The organism is Shinella yambaruensis (assembly GCF_022899355.1).
Taxonomy (GTDB): domain Bacteria; phylum Pseudomonadota; class Alphaproteobacteria; order Rhizobiales; family Rhizobiaceae; genus Shinella; species Shinella yambaruensis.
Genome location: NZ_JALJCK010000020.1, coordinates 62376 through 79601 on the forward strand (window position 1 = coordinate 62376; position 17226 = coordinate 79601).

The following is a 17226-nucleotide window of genomic DNA, read 5'->3' on the forward strand; positions in this document are numbered from 1 at the left end:
CGATGTCGTTTCCGCTCCGCTCCGCGAGCCTCCTCGTTGCCGGCCTGATGGGGCTGACAGGCGTCGTCACCGCCGCCGCGGCCTCGCATGGCAGCGATCCGCGCCTGATGGCCGGCGCCTCCGCCATGTGCCTTGCCCATGCCCCGGCGCTGGTGGCGCTTCATGCCGCCTGGCCAGGCCTGCGCACGGCGGCGCTTGCGTCCCTGCTGCTTGCGCTCGGCACCGCGCTCTTTGCCGGCGATCTCGTCCTGCGTCATTTCGCAGGGCACGGTCTCTTTCCCATGTCCGCCCCGACCGGCGGCGTCACCATGATGGCAGGGTGGCTGGCGGTGGCGCTCGGCGCCTTCCTCCCGCCGCGCAGGGAACACTGAGATCAGCGCTTCGGAATGCGCCCGAAACGCAGGAGATTGCCGTGCGGATCGTGGATGTGGAACTCTTCCATATTCCACGGCCGCACCGTCATCGCCGACAGCGTCGGCACATTCCGGGCGCTGAACTCGCGATGAAGCTCGCCAATGCCGCCGCCGCGCAGATAGACGGAGGTGCGCTCGCAGAGCGTCCGGTCATCGGTGCGCCAGAAATGCAGCTCCATGCCGGGGCGTCGGACGATCAGATAGTCGTCCGCCCGGTACACGACCTCGCCGAAGCCCAGCAGCGTCGTGTAGAAGCCCTGTGTCTCGTCGATATCGAGCGACGGCAGGACCGGCAGCACCTCGATGCGGTCGGGATCATCGATCCCGCTCATGCGCCCTCGACGACGCTGAAGCCTTCGAATTTCGGCGGGCCGAGATAGCTGCCCTTGTCGGCCGCGGCGTTCTTGTGCGCCTGCCGGAAGTTTTCCGATTTGGTCCAGGCGATGAAGTCGTCCTTGCTCGACCAGACCGAATGGGAGGCGAAGAGGGTGAAGCCCTCTTCCGCATTGGTGTCGCCCCTGAGGAGATGGAAGGACTGGAAGCCCGGCATTTCGTCAAGGCTCGAATCGCGCCCCTTCCAGATAGCCTCGAAGGCCTCTTCGTGACCGATGGCGATCCGGAAGCGGTTCATGGCAAAGAACATGGAAGACCTATCCTTTTCGACCGCGATCCCGGATGCAAGCCACTTTGCACGTTTGCCGGAAAGGCGCCCTGTCAGAGCGAATCCCGCCGCAGGCGGCGCGGCTGCGGGAAGGCTACGACATTGTCGTTGCGCGCTTCAAGAGCCGGCGTGCCCTCGAAGCTTGCAGTGCGCGCCGGCGGGCGGGCGCTTGCCAGCGGGAATTCCGTGACATTCTCGCTTTCCAGCATATCCGCCCGACGCGTCAGGAGGGCATAGAGTTCCGGCACAAGGCCGTCGCCGTTCTGGGCGGCCAGCTTGTGCAAGCCGATCATCATGAAGGCGTCGGGTCTTTCTTCATTCACTGGGTGGTCTCTCCCTGGCTCATGCTCTGCAGGGCGCGCTCGAAGGAGGATTTGCTGCCGTTGCGCAGCGGCACGAAGGCCTTCTCCCACTTCTTGCAGCCCGTCTTCACGCGGATGCAGGCATCATGGCTGATACAGTCGATGGGGCAGAAGACGCAGTCGACCGAGGGCAGGACGTTGTCGATGCGGGAAACCGCCTCGCGCAGGCCGCCGTCATGGTGGATGAGGTTGGCGCCATAGGAACTGGCGATCTGGCGCAGATGCGCCACTTGGCAGTCCCGGCCGCCGACATAGAGGAAGCTGCGCCCCTCGAGGCCTGCCTTGCCATCCGCCTTGTCAGCCGTTTCCGTCTGCTGGCGGGCCTGCTGCTGCTGCCTGTGCTTCTCGCGCATCGCCTTCCTCTCCGCTTCGCCGGTCCGGCGCTTGATCTTGGTGACTTCCACGCTGCGGGGCGCCTGCGGCGCCCGTATCTCGACCCGCGGGGCCGCGGCCGGCGCGACCGCCGCCGTCGTCTCCTGCGGTGTCGCAATCTGCTTCTTGAGTGCGGCGACCTGGCGCTCCAGGTCCGCAATGCGCCGGTCACGCTCGGCGATCATCGATTTCAAGACCGCTTCGGCGCGGCCTGCAGTCACATAGTTCATGCATGGTCCCCTTTGGCACTCCGCGTCGGCGGAGCCTCAGTTCGAGGGGCAACCTACAAAACTTGATTTTCAGAGTAAAGTATAAACATGACTATGAAAGTCATATTTTCGTGCAAAAAATTCCCGCCGGATGGATCACGACGGGAATGCGCGCCTCAGTTGAAGACGATCGGCACGTTGAAGGCCCAGGAGGACTTTCCTGCAGCGTCGGGAATCTTGGCGAAGGGCGCCGCGCGCTGCACCGAATCGACCGCCGCCCTGTCGAGCGCCGCGATGCCCGAGCTGCGCGCGACGCGGATGCCGCTCGCCGCCCCGCTGGCGCTGACGGTGAAGCTCACCACCACGCTGCCGCGGTCGCCGCCCGAGACGCGCCGCTTGGCGCGGTTGATCTTGTTGCGCACCTTGCCCGGATAGTTCGTGACGGCCGCGTTGCCGGCCACCGACGAATTGCCCTTCTTCTGGCCGCCGACCGCCGCGGACTTCACGTCCACCGAGCCATCGACCTCGCCACGGGTGGCGTTCTGCTTCGCCTTGCCCTTCTCGCCGGCCTTGCGGACCGGCTTTTCCTTCGGCTTCTTGCGCTCGACCTTCTTGACCGGCTCTTCCTTCTTCACTTCCGGAACCGGCTTGATCTCTTCGTCCGGCTGGATCTCCGGCTTGATTTCCGGAACCGGAATCGCGGCGATCTCCACCTCGGACGATGGCACGACGAGTTCCTCGACCGGCTCGGAGGTGATCGGATCCGTCGGCGTCATCACCTCGGTCACTTCCGGCTCGATTTCGGTCGGCTGGATTTCCGCCACTTCCTGCGGCACCGGCTCGGTAACGTCGGGCTGGATCGTCTCGGGCGTGATCGTGTCTTCAGGATTGCCGGATTCCACCGCCTCGAAGGCGCCGTTGCCCAGCATGGCCACTTCCGCGACGACACCGCCGGCGATCAGCGCCTGATCTTCCTCCGGCGCAGGCGCCATGGTGAGGATCGCGGCCGCGGTGGCATGCGCCAGCAGGGAAAGGGTCCCCGCGCCGAGCCAGAGCCACTTGCTTCCAGACATGATATCACCCGTCATTCCGTTTCATGCGTCGCGGCACCTCATGCGCCGCGCTACCCGATACTCAACCTTCGAGGCCGGCCGTTGCCTTGCTGCGCGTCACGATGCCGTCCATGCAGCGCGCCTTCTCGATGCCCTCGCCCTCGCAGACCGGCGCGTCGTTGATCAGGAGGTTCTTCACCGTCTCGCACTTGATGCCCGGCACGTCGAACTGGCGCACCTTGGACTTGCCCGCCGGCAGGTCGCGGAAATCGAGCAGCGCCAGGCGCTCGACCGTGCCCTTGTCGTTGAAGATGACGAATTCGAAGGAGACCTTCGAGACGTCCTGCGCAAAACCGTTGGCGGCGACGAAAGTGAAGAGGCAGCCCTTCTGCGAGCCTGCAAGGGCGTTCAGTTCCACGTCCAGTCCCTTGGACGCTGCGGCCTCCTGGCCTGCGGCACTGGTGATGGCGGCAGCAGAAAGCATCGCGGAAAGAAGAAGGGTGCGTACGGTCATGAACTCGCCTGTTTCATATCGATTTGCTGTCGGCCGAGAACGACGGCCGCGGTCAGTCTAACCGGTGAGTGCCAGAATTAACATGACTTTATCGTACCGGTATTGCGTGCATAGATAAATATGAGTAATGAAGTCAAGATAGTAAACGCAAAATCCGCGTCAAACCCCTGTTCCTCCAACAAAATTTACCAGGACCGGAGCAGGCGACAGGAAACTCGATCAAGGCCGAGCCCATGACCAACACGACCCGACCGACCCCCGCCGAAATCCGCGCCTTCCGCGCCGAGAACCCGAAGATGCGCGAGCGCGACATCGCAGCCACGCTCGGCATTTCGGAAGCCGCGCTCGTCGCGGCCGAGGTGGGGCTGACGGCGGTGCGCATCGACGGCGACGCCAACCGCTTCCTCGAGCGTTCGGAAGCGCTCGGCGAAGTCATGGCGCTGACCCGCAACGAGAGCGTGGTGCACGAGAAGATCGGCGTCTTCGAGAAGATCAACACCGGCAAGCACGCCTCGATCGTGCTCGGCGAGAACATCGACCTGCGCATCTTCCCCGGCACCTGGGCGCATGGCTTTGCCGTGACCAAGACGGACGGGGAACAGGTGCGCCGCAGCCTGCAGTTCTTCGACAAGGCGGGCGTCGCCGTGCACAAGGTGCACCTGCGCCCCGCCTCCAACCTTCAAGCCTACGAGGCTATCGTCGCCGACTTCCGCCTGGAAGACCAGTCGCAGAACTTCGTCGAGGTCCTGTCCGAGAAGGTCGAGGAGACCGGACCGGTGGACGTGGCGGCCCTGCGTGAGAACTGGGCGGCGATGACCGACACCCACCAGTTCTTCGGCATGCTGAAGAAGCTGAAGATCGGCCGCCAGGACGCGGTGCGCAGCGTCGGCGAGGATTTCGCCCGGCAGGTCGCCGCCGATGCCGTCGGCCACCTGATGCGCGCGGCCGCCGAGCGCGACGCCGACATCATGTGCTTCGTCGGCAATCACGGCACGATCCAGATCCACACCGGCCCGGTGAAGAACATCCAGCCGATGGGCCCCTGGCTCAACGTCATGGATCCGACCTTCCACATGCACCTGCGCATGGACCACATCGCCGAGTGCTGGGTGGTGCGCAAGCCGACCGTCGACGGCCACGTCACCTCGCTGGAGGCCTATGACGCCAGCGGCGAGATGATCATCCAGTTCTTCGGCAAGCGCAAGGAAGGCATGGCGGAGCGCGCCGACTGGCGCGAGATCCTCGACAGCCTGCCGCGCCCCGACAGCGTCGCGGCCTGAGACCGCCGCAGATAAAGACGAGTGGCGCATTCCCGTGTTTTGCAGGGGCGCGCCGGTTACCCGCGAAGGACCACGATCATGAGCAAGAGCTTCGATTTCCGCCGCGCCCGCCCGTGGGAAGTGGCCCTCACCGTGTTCGCCCTCTCCGCCCCCCTGCTCCTGCCGCTCGCGGCGACGGGCTCGAACGGCTTCATCCGCAAGGCTGTCGCCCAGGAGATGCAGCAGGTCGACAGCTCGAAGCTGGTGGCCATCGGCGGCGCGGTGACGGAGATCGTCTATGCGCTCGGCGAAGGCGACCGCCTCGTCGCCCGCGACTCGACCAGCACCTTCCCCGAAGAAGCGCTGAAGCTCCCCGATGTCGGCTATATGCGCCAGTTGTCGCCGGAAGGCGTCATCGCCGTCAACCCGACGGCGATCCTCGCCGTCGAGGGCAGCGGCCCGCCGGATGCGCTCGCCGTCCTGAAGAGCGCCGGCATCCCCTTCGAGATCGTGCCGGAAGGCTATGACCGCGCGGCGATCCTCAAGAAGATCGACGTCGTCGGAAAGTTTCTCGGCGTGGCGGACAAGGCGAAGGAACTGGAGACGGCGGTCGCCGCCGATCTCGACGCGGCCGTTGCCGATGCCGCCAAGCGGCCGGAAAGCGAGCGCAAGCGCGTGCTGTTCATCCTCAGCTTCCAGAACGGCAGGGTCATGGCGGCCGGCAGCCACACGGCAGCCGACGGCATCATCGGTCTTGCCGGCGCGATCAACGCGACGGAGGGCGCCTTCGAAGGCTACAAGCCGCTGAGCGACGAGGCGATCATCAAGGCGAGGCCCGATGTCGTCATGGTCATGACGCGCCCCGGCGCCGGCAGCAGCGACGAGGAAATCCTCGCCCATCCGGCGATCTCGGTGACGCCGGCCGCCGCCAGCAAGGCGGTCCTGCGCATGAACAGCCTGCATCTGCTCGGCTTCGGCCCGCGCACCGCCTCGGCCATCCGCGACCTCAACAAAGAACTTTATGGCAATGTCTCTCAATGACGCCGTGCGCGGCAAGGACGCACGCGGTTCCTTCCTGATGCGCTCCGTCCAGTCCCGGGCGGCAGGCGACCGCACGGCGATCGCGCGCCTGACACTCGTCGCCCTTGTCGTCGTCTCGGCCGTCGCGCTCGCTCTGTCGATCGCCACCGGCGCCTCGGACGCCTCGGCCATCAACGTCATCGGCGCGCTCTTGAGCGGCGCGGAGGACACGGCGCTCAGCGTGCGCGACCGCATCATCGTCTTCGACATCCGCATGCCGCGTGCCCTGCTCGGCTTCCTCATCGGCGCGGCGCTCGCCATGTCCGGCGCGGTCATGCAGGGCCTCTTCCGCAACCCGCTCGCTGATCCCGCCCTCGTCGGCATCTCCTCCGGCTCCGCCCTCGGCGCGGTGCTGATGATCGTGCTCGGCGCGAGCCTGCCGGCGGGCGTGATGATCGCGCTTGGCGCCTTCGCCCTGCCGCTCGCCGCCTTCGCCGGCGGCCTTCTGACGACGCTGCTGCTCTACCGCATCGCCACGCGCGGCGGCCAGACCTCCGTCGCCACCATGCTGCTCGCCGGCATCGCGATTTCCGCGCTCGCCGCCGCCATCACCGGCATCCTCATCTACATGGCCGACGACAAGCAGCTGCGCGACATCACCTTCTGGAGCCTCGGCTCGCTTTCCGGCATGACCTGGGCGAAGCTCTTCGCCGCCGGGCCGATCATCCTGCTCGCGCTTCTCGTCGTGCCGTTCCTGTCGCGCGGGCTCAATGCCATCACCCTCGGCGAGGCGGCCGCCTTCCATATGGGCGTCAAGGTGCAGCGGCTGAAATACATCGCCGTCGTCTCCGTCGCCGCTGCGGTCGGCGCCTCGGTCGCCGTCAGCGGCGGCATCGGCTTCGTCGGCATCGTCGTGCCGCATCTCCTGCGCATCGTCATCGGCCCGGATCACCGCTACCTGCTGCCGGCCTCGGCCCTTTTCGGCGGCGTGCTGATGCTCGGTGCCGACATGCTGGCCCGCACCATCGTGGCGCCCGCCGAACTGCCGATCGGCATCATCACGGCGCTCGCCGGCGCGCCGTTCTTCCTCTGGGTGCTGCTGCGCGACCGCACGAGGAACGGCTGGTAAGAACATGATCACCGCAAGAAACCTCACGGTCAGCCTTTCGGGCAAGACAATCGTGCACGGCGTGTCGCTGGAGGCCAGGGCCGGCCAATTGACCGCCATCGTCGGCCCGAACGGCTCCGGCAAGACGACCATGATGAAGGCGGTCGCCGGTGAACTGCCCAGCAAGGGCGAGATCAGCATCAACGGACACGCGCTGGCCTCGCTGGAGCCCTGGCAGCTCGCCGTCAAGCGCGCCGTGCTGCCGCAGGCCGCCACCATCGCCTTTCCCTTCACCGTGCGCGAAATCGTCCGCCTCGGCCTCACCGTCGGCCCGAACCGCCATGCCGAACGTATCGACGCGATCACCGCGGAGGCGCTCGCCGCCGTCGATCTCGCGGGCTTTGCCGGCCGCTTCTACCAGGAGCTTTCCGGCGGCGAGCAGCAGCGCGTGCAGCTCGCCCGCGTGCTCTCGCAGATCTGGGAACCCGTGCTCGACGGCGAGCCCTGCTTCCTGATGCTGGACGAACCGGTCTCCGCCCTCGACATCCGCCACCAGCTGACGATCATGACCCTCGCCCGGCGCTACTGCGAAGGCGGCGGCGGCGTGATCGCCGTCATGCACGACCTCAACCTCACCGCCATGTTCGCCGACCACATGGTGATGATGAAGAGCGGCCGCATCGAACGCGCCGGCCGGCCCGCCGAGGTAATGACCGACGATGCGATGGAGGCGGTGTTCGGCTGCCGCATGCGCATCAACGGCGTGCCCGCGACCGGCGTGCCCTTCGTTCTGCCGCACACCGCTTCGGCCTGATTTTCCAGCGTCTTACGGAACCTTTTGCTCCCGTCGCCGTTGTCTGCACGGAAAAACCGTTCCGCCAAGGGGGTGGAGCGCTGTTCGGCCCGCGCATCCGCGGGCGACCGCAAAAGGAGAAACGGCATGGCCACCGGACTGTTTTCATCGCGCAGCAAGAGCCTTCGCAACGGGCTTCATGACGAAGCCCAGGCCGTCGAGGAGCAGATCGCGGACCTGCGCGCGGAGATCGCCTCCCTCGCCAAGCTGCTCGCCGACGACGCCACGAGCGGGGCAAGCGGCATCCGCAAGAAGGCCCGTGCCGCAAGGGCCCAGGCGAGCGAAGCCGCACACGACCTGAAGGATCGCGCCGAAGGCGACATCCGCGACATGATCGCCGCCGGCGAGGACATCCTTGCCGAGTTCCAGGAACGTTACCGCGATTCCGGCCGCCGCGCCCGCAAGGCGGTGAAGGAGCATCCGCTCGCGACGCTCGGTGTCGCAGCCGCTGCCGGATTCCTCCTCGCCGCCCTCCTGCGGCGCTGATCCCATCCTCCCACGATCCCGGGACGCCAGCCGGCGTCCCTTCCTATGCGGAGCGTCAAAGGCATGCTTTCACTGGGGGCCATTCTCCTGCAAAACCTCGTCACCCGCGTCACCGACCGTGTCGACGAGACGATGGACGTCGCCAAGCGCAATGCGATCGCCGGCGCTGCGATCGGCCTTCTGCTGGTCACCGCCTATGGTCTCGGCGTTGTCGCCACCGCCGTGCTGCTCGCCCAGCGCTATGGCACCGTGCCGGCGCTCTTCGGCCTCGCCGGCGGCTTCCTGCTGCTCGCCCTTATCGTGCTGGCGGTCGTCGCCATGCGCAACAAGCGGGAGCGCGAGCTGCGCCGCATCCGCCGCCAGCAGCTGGCCGCGCGCCGCGACCTGATGGCGGCAGCCACGACCGTCGCCATGAAGAAGCCCTTTGCCGCGACCGCCGTCGCGCTCGCCCTCGGCTTCCTGCTCGCGCCGAAATCCCGCCGCGACGACGACTGATCTTCCCGATATTCGCGAAAGGGCATGCCGCTCAGAGCGGCATGCGGATGACCGCCGTCACGCCCTTCGGCAGATACTCGACATGCACGCTGCTGCCAAGGACCTTGTCGAGGCTGCGCTCGATCAGCACCGAGCCGAAGCCGCGCCGCCCGTCCGGCTTGACCGGCGGGCCGCCGACCTCGTGCCAGGTCATGTTGAGCACGCGCTGGTCGTCTTCCTTCACCACGCGGGCGGTGATCACCACCTTGCCCGAGCGCACCGACAGCGCGCCATATTTGCGGGCATTGGTGGCAAGCTCGTGCAGGACGAGGCCGAGGCCGACCGCCTGGTCCGGCCCCAGCTCCACCTCGTCCTTGTGGATCTCGATCTGGCTGTCATAGTCGATCGCATAGGGCATGATCTGCTTCTGCAGCAGCATCTTCAGGTGGATGACGCCCCATTCGTGGTCGCTGAGCAGGCCGTGCGCCTCGGAGAGGGATTGCAGGCGGCCGGCGAAAGCATCCATGAACTCGACCGGATCGCTCGTCTGGCGCAGGGTCTGTCGGGCGAGCGACTGCAGCATGGCCAGCGTGTTCTTGACCCGGTGGTTGAGCTCGCGCAGCAGGAGCCGCGTGCGTTCGGAGGCAAGCTGCCCGTCCGTGACATCGACATTGATGCCAAGGAACACCGTCGGCCGCCCGTCGGAATCCCATTCGTGCACCCGCCCGCGCCCGAGCAGCCAGCGGCCGGATTTGGCGGCCCGGAAGAGACCGTCATATTCCTTGCCCGAGGCGAGCGCATCGCGCAGGCGGCCGATGGTGACCTTGCGGTCTCCCGGATGCACGGCGGTGAAGAACTTGCGCGCCCGCATGGGCCTGGCCGGCTTGACGCCGAGCATGCGATAGAAGGTCTCGTTGCCGGAGACCATGCCCGTCGAAAGATCCCACAGCCAGCTTGCGACATTGGCCGCATCGAGCGCCAGGGCATGGCGCTTCTCGTCACGCGAAAGCGCCTCGGCGGCCAGCATGCGCCGCCGGGCCTCATCCTTCAGCGTGATGAGCGAACCGGCAAGCGAGGCCAGTTGCCTCAGCCGCAGCACGAGGTCCGGGGCGGTGCCTTCGCGCGGCCTGACGTCGAAGACGCAGACCGTGCCGATCGGCTGGCCGTCCACGATGATCGGTGCCCCGGCATAAAAGCGAAGGTGCGGCTCGCCATTGACGCTCGGCAGCCGGGCAAAACGCGCATCCTTGCATGCGTCGGCGATGACGAGTGGCTCCGACGCGCTTTCGGCAATCATGCGCGCGCAGAAGGAATCTTCCGACGGCGCACGGATTTCCGGCGTGCCCTGACGCGAAAGGAACCATTGATCCGTGCGACCGAGAATGGTGACAAGAGAAATCGGCGCGGAAAAGAGCCCCGCCGCGAGGCCGGCGATGTCGTCGAAATCGGGATCGGGGCCGAGAAAGACCGGCACCGCGGCGTCGAGCGCCGCCAGGCGGCCTGGAGCGTCCAGAACCGCTGCAACATCGGACGATAATGTCAGAACGTTGTCCTTCATACGCCTTCGGTATGCGATTCCGCGCCCGGTTTCACCCTTGGCTTTCGCCGGTGGACGCTCTTCGCCCCAATCCCCCTCAATTTATCCCGCCGCCCGCAGGATCGCGGGCGGCGGATGTTCCGTCAGGATGCGAAGGCGCGCGACGTGATCGGCGCCGAAACCGCATCCGGGCCATAGTCGCTTTCCCCGCTCACCTGCAAGAGCTCCTGCAGGCGCTGGCGGGCGCGGTTGACGCGGCTCTTGATCGTGCCGAGCGCGCAGCCGCAGATTTCCGCCGCCTCCTCATAGGAAAAACCGGAAGCGCCGACGAGAATGATCGCCTCACGCTGCTCGTCCGGCAGCTTTTCCAGCGCCTTCTTGAAATCCTGCATGTCGAGCGAGCCGTACTGCGAGGGATGCTGCGCCATGTTCTCCGTGAAGAGGCCGTCCGAATCCTGCACCTCGCGGCCGCGCTTGCGCATCTTGCTGTAAAGCTCGTTGCGCAGGATCGTGAAGAGCCAAGCCTTCATGTTCGTGCCCATCTCGAACTGTTCCTGCTTGGCCCAGGCCTTCATGATCGTGTCCTGCACGAGATCGTCGGCCTGGTCGTGCCGGCCGATCAGCGAAATGGCGAAGGCACGCAGGCTCGGCAGGACTGCCAGCAGTTCCCGCTTGAACGTCGTCTGTTCCTGATCCATCGTATCCTCACTCGGCCCGTTGGACGCGGCTTTCCACAGCATCCAGTTTCTCGAGAAGATCCAGGAACCTTTGGGGAAGCGCCTCATCCTGTACCTGATGGTAGAAGGCGCGAAGCTTCATCGCAATCTGCGCATTGGGGTCTTCGCTCGCGGGGGATCGTTTCCCGCCTCTTTTCTTGTCCACGCTGTTCACAGTGCCACTCTCATCTTTCATCTGCGCCTTGCGACGAATTCGGCGTGAAAATGCCCGGCGTCAAAAAAAGTTCCCGGCACCGGAACCTTAATTTGGCTTCCGCGTTCAAACCGTCAACTGCCATTGCAACAATTTCTAAACAGGGGACTCTCATGCCGATTTCCGACCGTATCGGGCCGCACCTTCCGGCGCTTCGCCGCTATGCCCGCGCCCTCACCGGAACGCAGCCTTCCGGCGACGCCTATGTGGCAGCCACCCTCGAAACCATTCTCATCGATCCCTCCGTCATGCCGGAGGGCGAGGACGACAAGGCGAAGCTCTTCGGCCTTCTCAGCCGCATCATTTCCTCTCTGCCCGTTTCGGTGAGCCGCAGCACCGTCGCCATCACGCCCGGCACCGAGGCCCCGTTCGACCTTTCCGGCGTGCCCCCGCTCGGCCGCCAGGCGTTGCTGCTGGCGACGGTCGAAGGCTTTACCGTCGAGAAGACCGCGGAAATCCTCGACGCGGACGTGGGCGCCATCCGCGCCCTTCTCAACGCCGCCTTCGCGGAAATCGCGGCACAGGCGGAGACCGGCATCATGATCATCGAGGACGAACCGCTGATCGCCCTCGACCTTGCCCACATGGTCAACGGCATGGGCCATCGCGTCACCGGCATCGCCCGCACGCAGGCCGAGGCCGAAATGCTCTGGAGCGACAGCCGGCCCGGCCTCGTCCTCGCCGACGTGAAGCTCGCCGACGGAAGCTCCGGCATCGATGCGGTCAATTCCATCCTCGCCCGCACGGACATTCCCGTGATCTTCATCACCGCCTATCCCGAGCGGCTGCTCACCGGCGAGCGGCCGGAACCGGCCTTCCTCGTTTCCAAACCGTTCAATCCGGAGCAGGTGAAAGTACTCATCAACCAGGCTCTCCTCTTCACCCCGCAAGCGCGCGCCGCGGCCTGATCTCGCTCCCGGACGGCCGCAGCGGCGGCGCGGCCGGCGGCGGTGGGAGGCACGCCCACCGCCGCCTTTATTTATCTGGATTTTGGGGCAGTGGAAGGCACTCTCGCCACCCTCGGGTTTCTCGCCCGGACTTCTCACGTACCAAAGAAAACAGCCAGCGTCTGGGAGACACTGGCTGCTTGAGTATCCACGGACCGGAGGGGGACACGGTATCGTGGTCGATCACCGGTCGAGGGCCTCGCATTTGGGGGATATGCGCTGACCGGTGACGCAAGAAAAACCCGCAGCGCACGATTTTGTTCCAGCCGGTCGGAATTTTTTTCACGCCGCCGTCAGTCGATCGCTTCCAGCTCGGCCCTGTGCCGGTGGAGTGCGAGGAACCGGCGATAATCCCGGTCATAACCGGCCTTGCGGGCGGGATCGGGAAGAAGGGTACTGCTCCCCGGATACATCTGCCGTCCCGCGGCCGGCAGATCGGCATGGAGCCCGCCGGCAACCGCCGCCGCCATCGCCGTCCCGAGCAGCACCGCATCGCCGGTCTCCGGCACCACGACCCGGCAGCCGGTGACATCCCGGTAGAGCTCCATCAGCAGCGGATTGCGCACATGACCGCCGGTGACATGCAGCGTATCGAGCGGATAGCCGCCGGCGCCGAGCTTTTCGAGGATATGGCGGATGCCGAGCGCGATGGCGACCGAGGTCCGCCAGTAGAGACGGCAGAGCCCGTCGAAGGAGGCATCGAGCGAAAGGCCGCTGATCACGCCGAGCGCATGCGGATCGGCCAGCGGCGAGCGGTTGCCGTGAAAATCCGGCAGAACATGCAGCCGCGCGGCGAAAGACTCGCCCTCCTCCGCCTGCATTTCGCGGATGCGCGCGACGATGCGCGCATGGTTCGCCGCCGAAGGCTCGCCGCCCGCGCTGTGTGTGCGCACGATATGGTCGAGCAGCGCCCCCGTCGCGGACTGGCCGCCCTCGACCAGCCACCAGCCCGGCAGCACCGCCTCGTAGTAGGGGCCCCACATGCCGAACCCGAACCGCTTCTCGCGCGAGAAGGCAACGATGCAGCTCGACGTGCCGCCGATGAGGGCGAGCTGCCGCTCCAGCGCCTCCGGTGCACCGGCAAAGGGCCCGAGCACGCCGAGCGTGCCGGCATAGGCATCGATGAGGCCGGCCGCCGCCACGCAGACGGTATCAAGGCCAAGCTCCGCGGCCGCTTCCGGCGCAAGGCGCCCGACAGCCGCGCCGACCGCCAGCGTCTCCTGCGGCAGCGCGCCGCGTTCGCGCAGGTCCTCAAGACCGATCGCCTTCAGGAAACCGTCGTTCCACGGCTGTTTTTCATGGGAGAGATAGTTCCATTTCGCCGTCATCGTGCAGCGCGAGCGGGCATTCACGCCCGTCGCCCGCCACGCCATGAAATCGGCGAGATCGAAGACATGGCCCGTCTTCACCCATTGTTCCGGCCGGTGGCGCTTCAGCCACATCAGCTTGGGCATTTCCATTTCCGGCGACATGACACGCCCGGAATGGAGCAGCGCCGGATGCTCCGTCGCCGTGCAGAGGTCGGCCTCCTCCAGCGCGCGGTGATCGAACCACGCGATCGTGTCCCAGCGGGCCTCCTCGCCGCCGGAGACGGCCAGCGGCCGCCCCGCCGTATCCCTGACGACGAGCGAGCAGGTCGCGTCGATGCCGAGCGCGGCGATACGGTCCGCCTCGACGCCCGCAAGCGCACGGGCCGCCCGGATCGCCGTGCAGGCCGCCTGCCAGATGTTCTCCGAATCATGCTCGGCGTGGTTCACGCTGGGCCGGCGCAGGGCGATCGGATGTTCGGAGCGTCCCAGCAGAGTGCCGCTCCGGTCGAATACGCCGGCCCGGGCACTGCCCGTGCCGATGTCCACCGCAACGATCAGATCGCGCATCAATGCTCTTTCCCGCCGGCCTCTTCCTTGCGGACAAACTGTAACAATTCCCGCATGTCGTCAAACAGGGCGTCGGGGCCGAGGCTCAGCAGCGCGTCGCGATGGCGCGGCGTGCGCGCATGGGAGCCGCCGGTGAAGGCGACCACCCGCATGCCGGCGGATTTCGCCGCCGTGATACCGGCCGGGCTGTCCTCCACCACCACGCAATGGCCGGGCGCGACGCCCATGGCCGCGCTGGCATGCAGGAAGAGATCGGGCGCCGGCTTGCCGCGCGCGACCATGCTGGCGCTGAAGATGTTCGGCTCGAACCTGTCGATGAGGCCGGTGACGGAAAGCGACAGGCGGATACGCTCGAGCTGGCTGGAGGAGGCCACGCAATGGGCGATGCCGAGCCCGTCCACCGTTTCGGCAATGCCGTCGATGGGCTGCAGCTCGGTGCGGAACCGCTCGTAGAGCACTTTTCGCATCGCGTCCAGAAAGGCCGCATCGATCGCCAGGCCGTAATCGGCATGCAGGATTTCCGACATGCTCTTGAGGCTGCGGCCGAGGAAACGCTCATGGGCCTCCTCCGCGCTCATCGCGACGCCCGCCGCGGCCAGCGCCTCGACCAGCACCGCAATCGAGATCGGCTCGCTGTCGACGAGCACGCCGTCGCAATCGAAGATCACCAGTTCTGTCTGTTTGGCGGCCATGACGTCCCGTTCCATTGTCAGGCCCCCGTGGTACTGTCTGCTCCCTTCGTTGGAAAGCCCCGGATGTGTGGGGATTTCCTCAATTCACCAGCCTGTCGTCCAGATAGGCCTTCAGCGTCGCCCGCGTGCCCTCCTGCTGGAGGGACCGGAGCGCATGGGCAAACCGCCCGGCGAAGAGGTCGGACGCGGCAACCGTGCCGAAGATGTCCTTCAGGGCGAGGAAGGCGCCCGGGTCGCTCTTGGCCGCCGTCGCCGCCGCGCGGATGCGCTCGATATTGGGATCGTTGAAGGCGATGTCCTTGCCGCTGTCCGTCGTGCCGGCGAGATAGTGGCACCACAGCGCCGAGACGAGCGAGAGGCCGATGACGTCCTCGCCGCGTGACAGCCGGTCGGCGGTGGAGGGCAGGATGAATTTCGGCTGGCGGTTGGAGCCGTCCTGCGCGAGCCGCGGGATCGTGTCGGCGATCTTGGGGTTGGAGAAGCGGCGTTCGATCAGCGAGAAATAGTCGTTGAGGTCTGTATCCGGCACGGGCGGGATGACGGGGATGATTTCCTCGCGCTCGAGCTTGGCAAGGAAGGCGCGGATGTCGGGATCCTCCATCGCCTCGTGCACGAAATGGATATCGAGCAGCGCCGCCGGATAGGCGATCGCCGCATGGCCGCCATTGAGGATGCGGATCTTCATGTGCTCATAGGGCGCGACATCGGGCACGAACTGCACGCCGACCTTTTCCAGCGCCGGGCGGCCTTGCGGAAAATGATCCTCCAGCACCCACTGCTTGAACTCCTCGCAGAAGACCGGCCAGGCATCGTCGATGCCGTACTCCTCCGCCACGATGCCGATCTCGCGCGGGCCCGTCGCCGGCGTGATGCGGTCGACCATGCCGTTCGGGAAGGCCACATTGGCGTCGATCCAGTCGGCGAGATCGGGATCGGAGAGGCGGGCGAGGCCGGAGACCGCCGCATGCGTCACCTCGCCATTGCCCGGAATGTTGTCGCAGGACATGACGGTGTAGGGCGCAATGCCCTTGTCCTTGCGTGCCTTGAGGCCGGCGAGGATGAGGCCGAAGACCGTTTTGGGATCCGCCGGCTGGGCGGCATCGGCGGCGATCGCCGGATGGGCCGGATCGAAGACGCCGGAAGCGGGATTGATGAAATAGCCGCCTTCGGTGATGGTCAGCGAGACGATGCGGATCGCCGGGTCCGCCAGCTGGGCGATGGTCGCCGCCGCATTGCCGGGCGCGAGGTAGCCGATCATCGCGCCGGTGACGCGCGCGCCGGAGCGGTTGTTGTCCTGCTCGACGACGGTGGTCAAGAAGTCCTGGCCGGCCAGCTTGTCGCGCATCGCCGCGTCGGACGGCAGCACGCCGGCGCCGATGATCGCCCAGTCATGATCAAGGCCGAGATTGAAGAGGTCGTCGAGATAGACCGCCTGGTGCGCCCGGTGGAAATTGCCGACGCCGAAATGCACGATGCCCGCGGCAAGGTCGCCGCGTCCATAGGCCGGAACGCCTGCGGTCTTTTCGACCGCATCGAGGGTGGCGAGCGACAGTTTCGTGGTCATGGTCCATTCCTTCCGGTTGTCCGGTCTATTGCGAGGCGAGGTCCGCATGGCGGGCCTCAGCTCATCCAGTTGCCGCCGTCGACATTGTAGGTCTGCGCGACGATATAGTTGCTCTCCTGCGAGGCGAGGAAGATCGCCATTCCCGTCAGGTCGTCCGCCGTTCCCATGCGGCCGAAGGGCACTTCTTCGCCGACCAGCCGCTTCTTCTCGCCGAGCGGCCGGTTCTCGTATTTCGCAAAGAGCGCGTCGACGCCGTCCCAGTGTTCGCCGTCGACCACGCCGGGCGCGATCGCATTGACGTTGATGCCGTGCTTGATGAGGTCCAGCCCTGCCGACTGGGTGAGGCTGATGACCGCCGCCTTCGTCGCGCAATAGACGGCGACCAAGGCCTCGCCGCGCCGCCCGGCCTGGCTCGCCATGTTGATGATCTTGCCGCCGCGCCCCTGCGCGATCATCTGCCTTGCCGCCGCCTGGAGGGTGAAGAGCGTGCCGGCGACGTTGATCGAGAACAGCCTGTCGTAGCTCTCCCGCGTGATCTCGACGATCGGCGCGAGGTCGAACAGCGCGGCGTTGTTGACGAGGATGTCGATGCCGCCGGCCTCCTTAACGCAGGTCGCGATGGCCGCATCGATCGACGCCTGCCGTGTCACGTCCATCTCGACCGCATAGGCCGCCGGCCCGATCTCGCCTGCCGTCGCCTGCGCCCGCCCGATATCGATGTCGGCGATGGCGACCCGCGCGCCCTCGCGCATATAGGCTTCCGCGAAGCTGCGGCCGATGCCGCGCGCCGACCCAGTGATCAGCGCGCTTTTGCCCTCGAGCCGTTTCATCGGCTGGCGTTCCCGTTTTGGTCGAAGCGATGGATTCGCGTTTCGTCTGGCGTTAGGAAGACGGTG

General features: G+C 66.2%; 21 protein-coding genes. 8 read left to right on the forward strand and 13 right to left on the reverse strand.

Annotated elements, in window-relative coordinates; genetic code table 11:
- The first annotated feature begins 2 nt into the window (after positions 1-2).
- Complete coding sequence (locus MUU56_RS30255; RefSeq protein WP_245082198.1) at positions 3-371, forward strand: DUF423 domain-containing protein; 369 nt, start codon at positions 3-5, stop codon at positions 369-371.
- Positions 372-373: 2 nt separating this feature from the next.
- Here MUU56_RS30255 and MUU56_RS30260 read toward each other — a convergent pair whose 3' ends face one another.
- The 6 genes from MUU56_RS30260 to MUU56_RS30285 form a co-directional block, all read right to left on the reverse strand.
- Positions 374-745, reverse strand: coding sequence for a bleomycin resistance protein (locus MUU56_RS30260; protein WP_245082200.1), 372 nt, complete (start codon positions 743-745; stop codon positions 374-376).
- Positions 742-1056 carry a heme-degrading protein HmuQ gene (hmuQ, locus tag MUU56_RS30265; protein WP_245082201.1) on the reverse strand — a complete coding sequence of 105 codons (315 nt, stop codon included), beginning with the start codon at positions 1054-1056 and terminating at the stop codon, positions 742-744. The genes MUU56_RS30260 and hmuQ overlap by 4 nt, the downstream gene beginning before the upstream one ends.
- Positions 1057-1127: 71 nt before the next feature.
- A complete protein-coding gene (locus MUU56_RS30270) occupies positions 1128-1397 on the reverse strand; it encodes a hypothetical protein (protein ID WP_245082203.1) in 270 nt (89 codons plus the stop codon).
- Complete coding sequence (locus MUU56_RS30275; RefSeq protein WP_245082243.1) at positions 1394-1789, reverse strand: DUF2325 domain-containing protein; 396 nt, start codon at positions 1787-1789, stop codon at positions 1394-1396. Before MUU56_RS30275 ends, MUU56_RS30270 begins: the two co-directional genes overlap by 4 nt.
- A 404-nt stretch (positions 1790-2193) precedes the next feature.
- On the reverse strand, positions 2194-3090 hold the full coding sequence (locus MUU56_RS30280) for an energy transducer TonB family protein (RefSeq protein WP_245082206.1): 897 nt from the start codon (positions 3088-3090) through the stop codon (positions 2194-2196).
- Between the two features lie 61 nt (positions 3091-3151).
- Positions 3152-3583: a hypothetical protein gene (locus MUU56_RS30285; protein ID WP_245082208.1), complete on the reverse strand. Its 432-nt coding sequence runs from the start codon at positions 3581-3583 to the stop codon at positions 3152-3154.
- 233 nt (positions 3584-3816) lie between these two features.
- Between MUU56_RS30285 and MUU56_RS30290 the strand changes: the two genes are divergently transcribed.
- The 6 genes from MUU56_RS30290 to MUU56_RS30315 all read left to right on the forward strand — a co-directional run bounded on the left by MUU56_RS30290 (position 3817) and on the right by MUU56_RS30315 (position 8804).
- Positions 3817-4863, forward strand: a complete 1047-nt coding sequence (locus tag MUU56_RS30290) for a hemin-degrading factor (RefSeq protein ID WP_245082211.1) — start codon at positions 3817-3819, stop codon at positions 4861-4863.
- Positions 4864-4941: 78 nt separating this feature from the next.
- Positions 4942-5883 (forward strand): heme/hemin ABC transporter substrate-binding protein, encoded by a 942-nt coding sequence (locus MUU56_RS30295; RefSeq protein WP_245082214.1) that lies wholly within the window; start codon positions 4942-4944, stop codon positions 5881-5883.
- Positions 5870-6991: a FecCD family ABC transporter permease gene (locus MUU56_RS30300; RefSeq protein ID WP_245082217.1), complete on the forward strand. Its 1122-nt coding sequence runs from the start codon at positions 5870-5872 to the stop codon at positions 6989-6991. The genes MUU56_RS30295 and MUU56_RS30300 overlap by 14 nt, the downstream gene beginning before the upstream one ends.
- 4 nt (positions 6992-6995) lie before the next feature.
- The gene (locus MUU56_RS30305) at positions 6996-7784 is read left to right on the forward strand and encodes a heme ABC transporter ATP-binding protein (RefSeq protein ID WP_245082219.1); all 789 of its coding nucleotides are present in this window, start codon (positions 6996-6998) and stop codon (positions 7782-7784) included.
- 126 nt (positions 7785-7910) lie between these two features.
- A complete protein-coding gene (locus MUU56_RS30310) occupies positions 7911-8309 on the forward strand; it encodes a glycine zipper domain-containing protein (protein ID WP_245082221.1) in 399 nt (132 codons plus the stop codon).
- A 63-nt stretch (positions 8310-8372) separates the two neighbouring features.
- Positions 8373-8804 (forward strand): hypothetical protein, encoded by a 432-nt coding sequence (locus MUU56_RS30315; protein ID WP_245082223.1) that lies wholly within the window; start codon positions 8373-8375, stop codon positions 8802-8804.
- A gap of 31 nt (positions 8805-8835) precedes the next feature.
- Here MUU56_RS30315 and MUU56_RS30320 read toward each other — a convergent pair whose 3' ends face one another.
- The 3 genes from MUU56_RS30320 to MUU56_RS30330 form a co-directional block, all read right to left on the reverse strand.
- Positions 8836-10341, reverse strand: coding sequence for a sensor histidine kinase (locus tag MUU56_RS30320; RefSeq protein WP_245082225.1), 1506 nt, complete (start codon positions 10339-10341; stop codon positions 8836-8838).
- A 122-nt stretch (positions 10342-10463) separates the two neighbouring features.
- Positions 10464-11018 carry an RNA polymerase sigma factor gene (locus MUU56_RS30325; RefSeq protein ID WP_024270843.1) on the reverse strand — a complete coding sequence of 185 codons (555 nt, stop codon included), beginning with the start codon at positions 11016-11018 and terminating at the stop codon, positions 10464-10466.
- 7 nt (positions 11019-11025) lie between these two features.
- Positions 11026-11211, reverse strand: coding sequence for a NepR family anti-sigma factor (locus MUU56_RS30330; RefSeq protein WP_245082244.1), 186 nt, complete (start codon positions 11209-11211; stop codon positions 11026-11028).
- A 152-nt stretch (positions 11212-11363) separates the two neighbouring features.
- Between MUU56_RS30330 and MUU56_RS30335 the strand changes: the two genes are divergently transcribed.
- Positions 11364-12158, forward strand: coding sequence for a response regulator (locus MUU56_RS30335; protein WP_245082226.1), 795 nt, complete (start codon positions 11364-11366; stop codon positions 12156-12158).
- Between the two features lie 332 nt (positions 12159-12490).
- On the opposite strand, the gene MUU56_RS30340 is transcribed toward MUU56_RS30335, so the two are convergent.
- The 4 genes from MUU56_RS30340 to MUU56_RS30355 all read right to left on the reverse strand — a co-directional run bounded on the left by MUU56_RS30340 (position 12491) and on the right by MUU56_RS30355 (position 17160).
- Positions 12491-14074, reverse strand: coding sequence for an FGGY-family carbohydrate kinase (locus MUU56_RS30340; protein WP_245082227.1), 1584 nt, complete (start codon positions 14072-14074; stop codon positions 12491-12493).
- On the reverse strand, positions 14074-14766 hold the full coding sequence (locus tag MUU56_RS30345) for an HAD family hydrolase (protein WP_245082229.1): 693 nt from the start codon (positions 14764-14766) through the stop codon (positions 14074-14076). Before MUU56_RS30345 ends, MUU56_RS30340 begins: the two co-directional genes overlap by 1 nt.
- Before the next feature lie 79 nt (positions 14767-14845).
- On the reverse strand, positions 14846-16330 hold the full coding sequence (locus tag MUU56_RS30350; protein WP_245082231.1) for a mannitol dehydrogenase family protein: 1485 nt from the start codon (positions 16328-16330) through the stop codon (positions 14846-14848).
- A 56-nt stretch (positions 16331-16386) separates the two neighbouring features.
- Complete coding sequence (locus MUU56_RS30355; RefSeq protein ID WP_245082233.1) at positions 16387-17160, reverse strand: L-iditol 2-dehydrogenase; 774 nt, start codon at positions 17158-17160, stop codon at positions 16387-16389.
- Between the last annotated feature and the right edge of the window lie 66 nt (positions 17161-17226).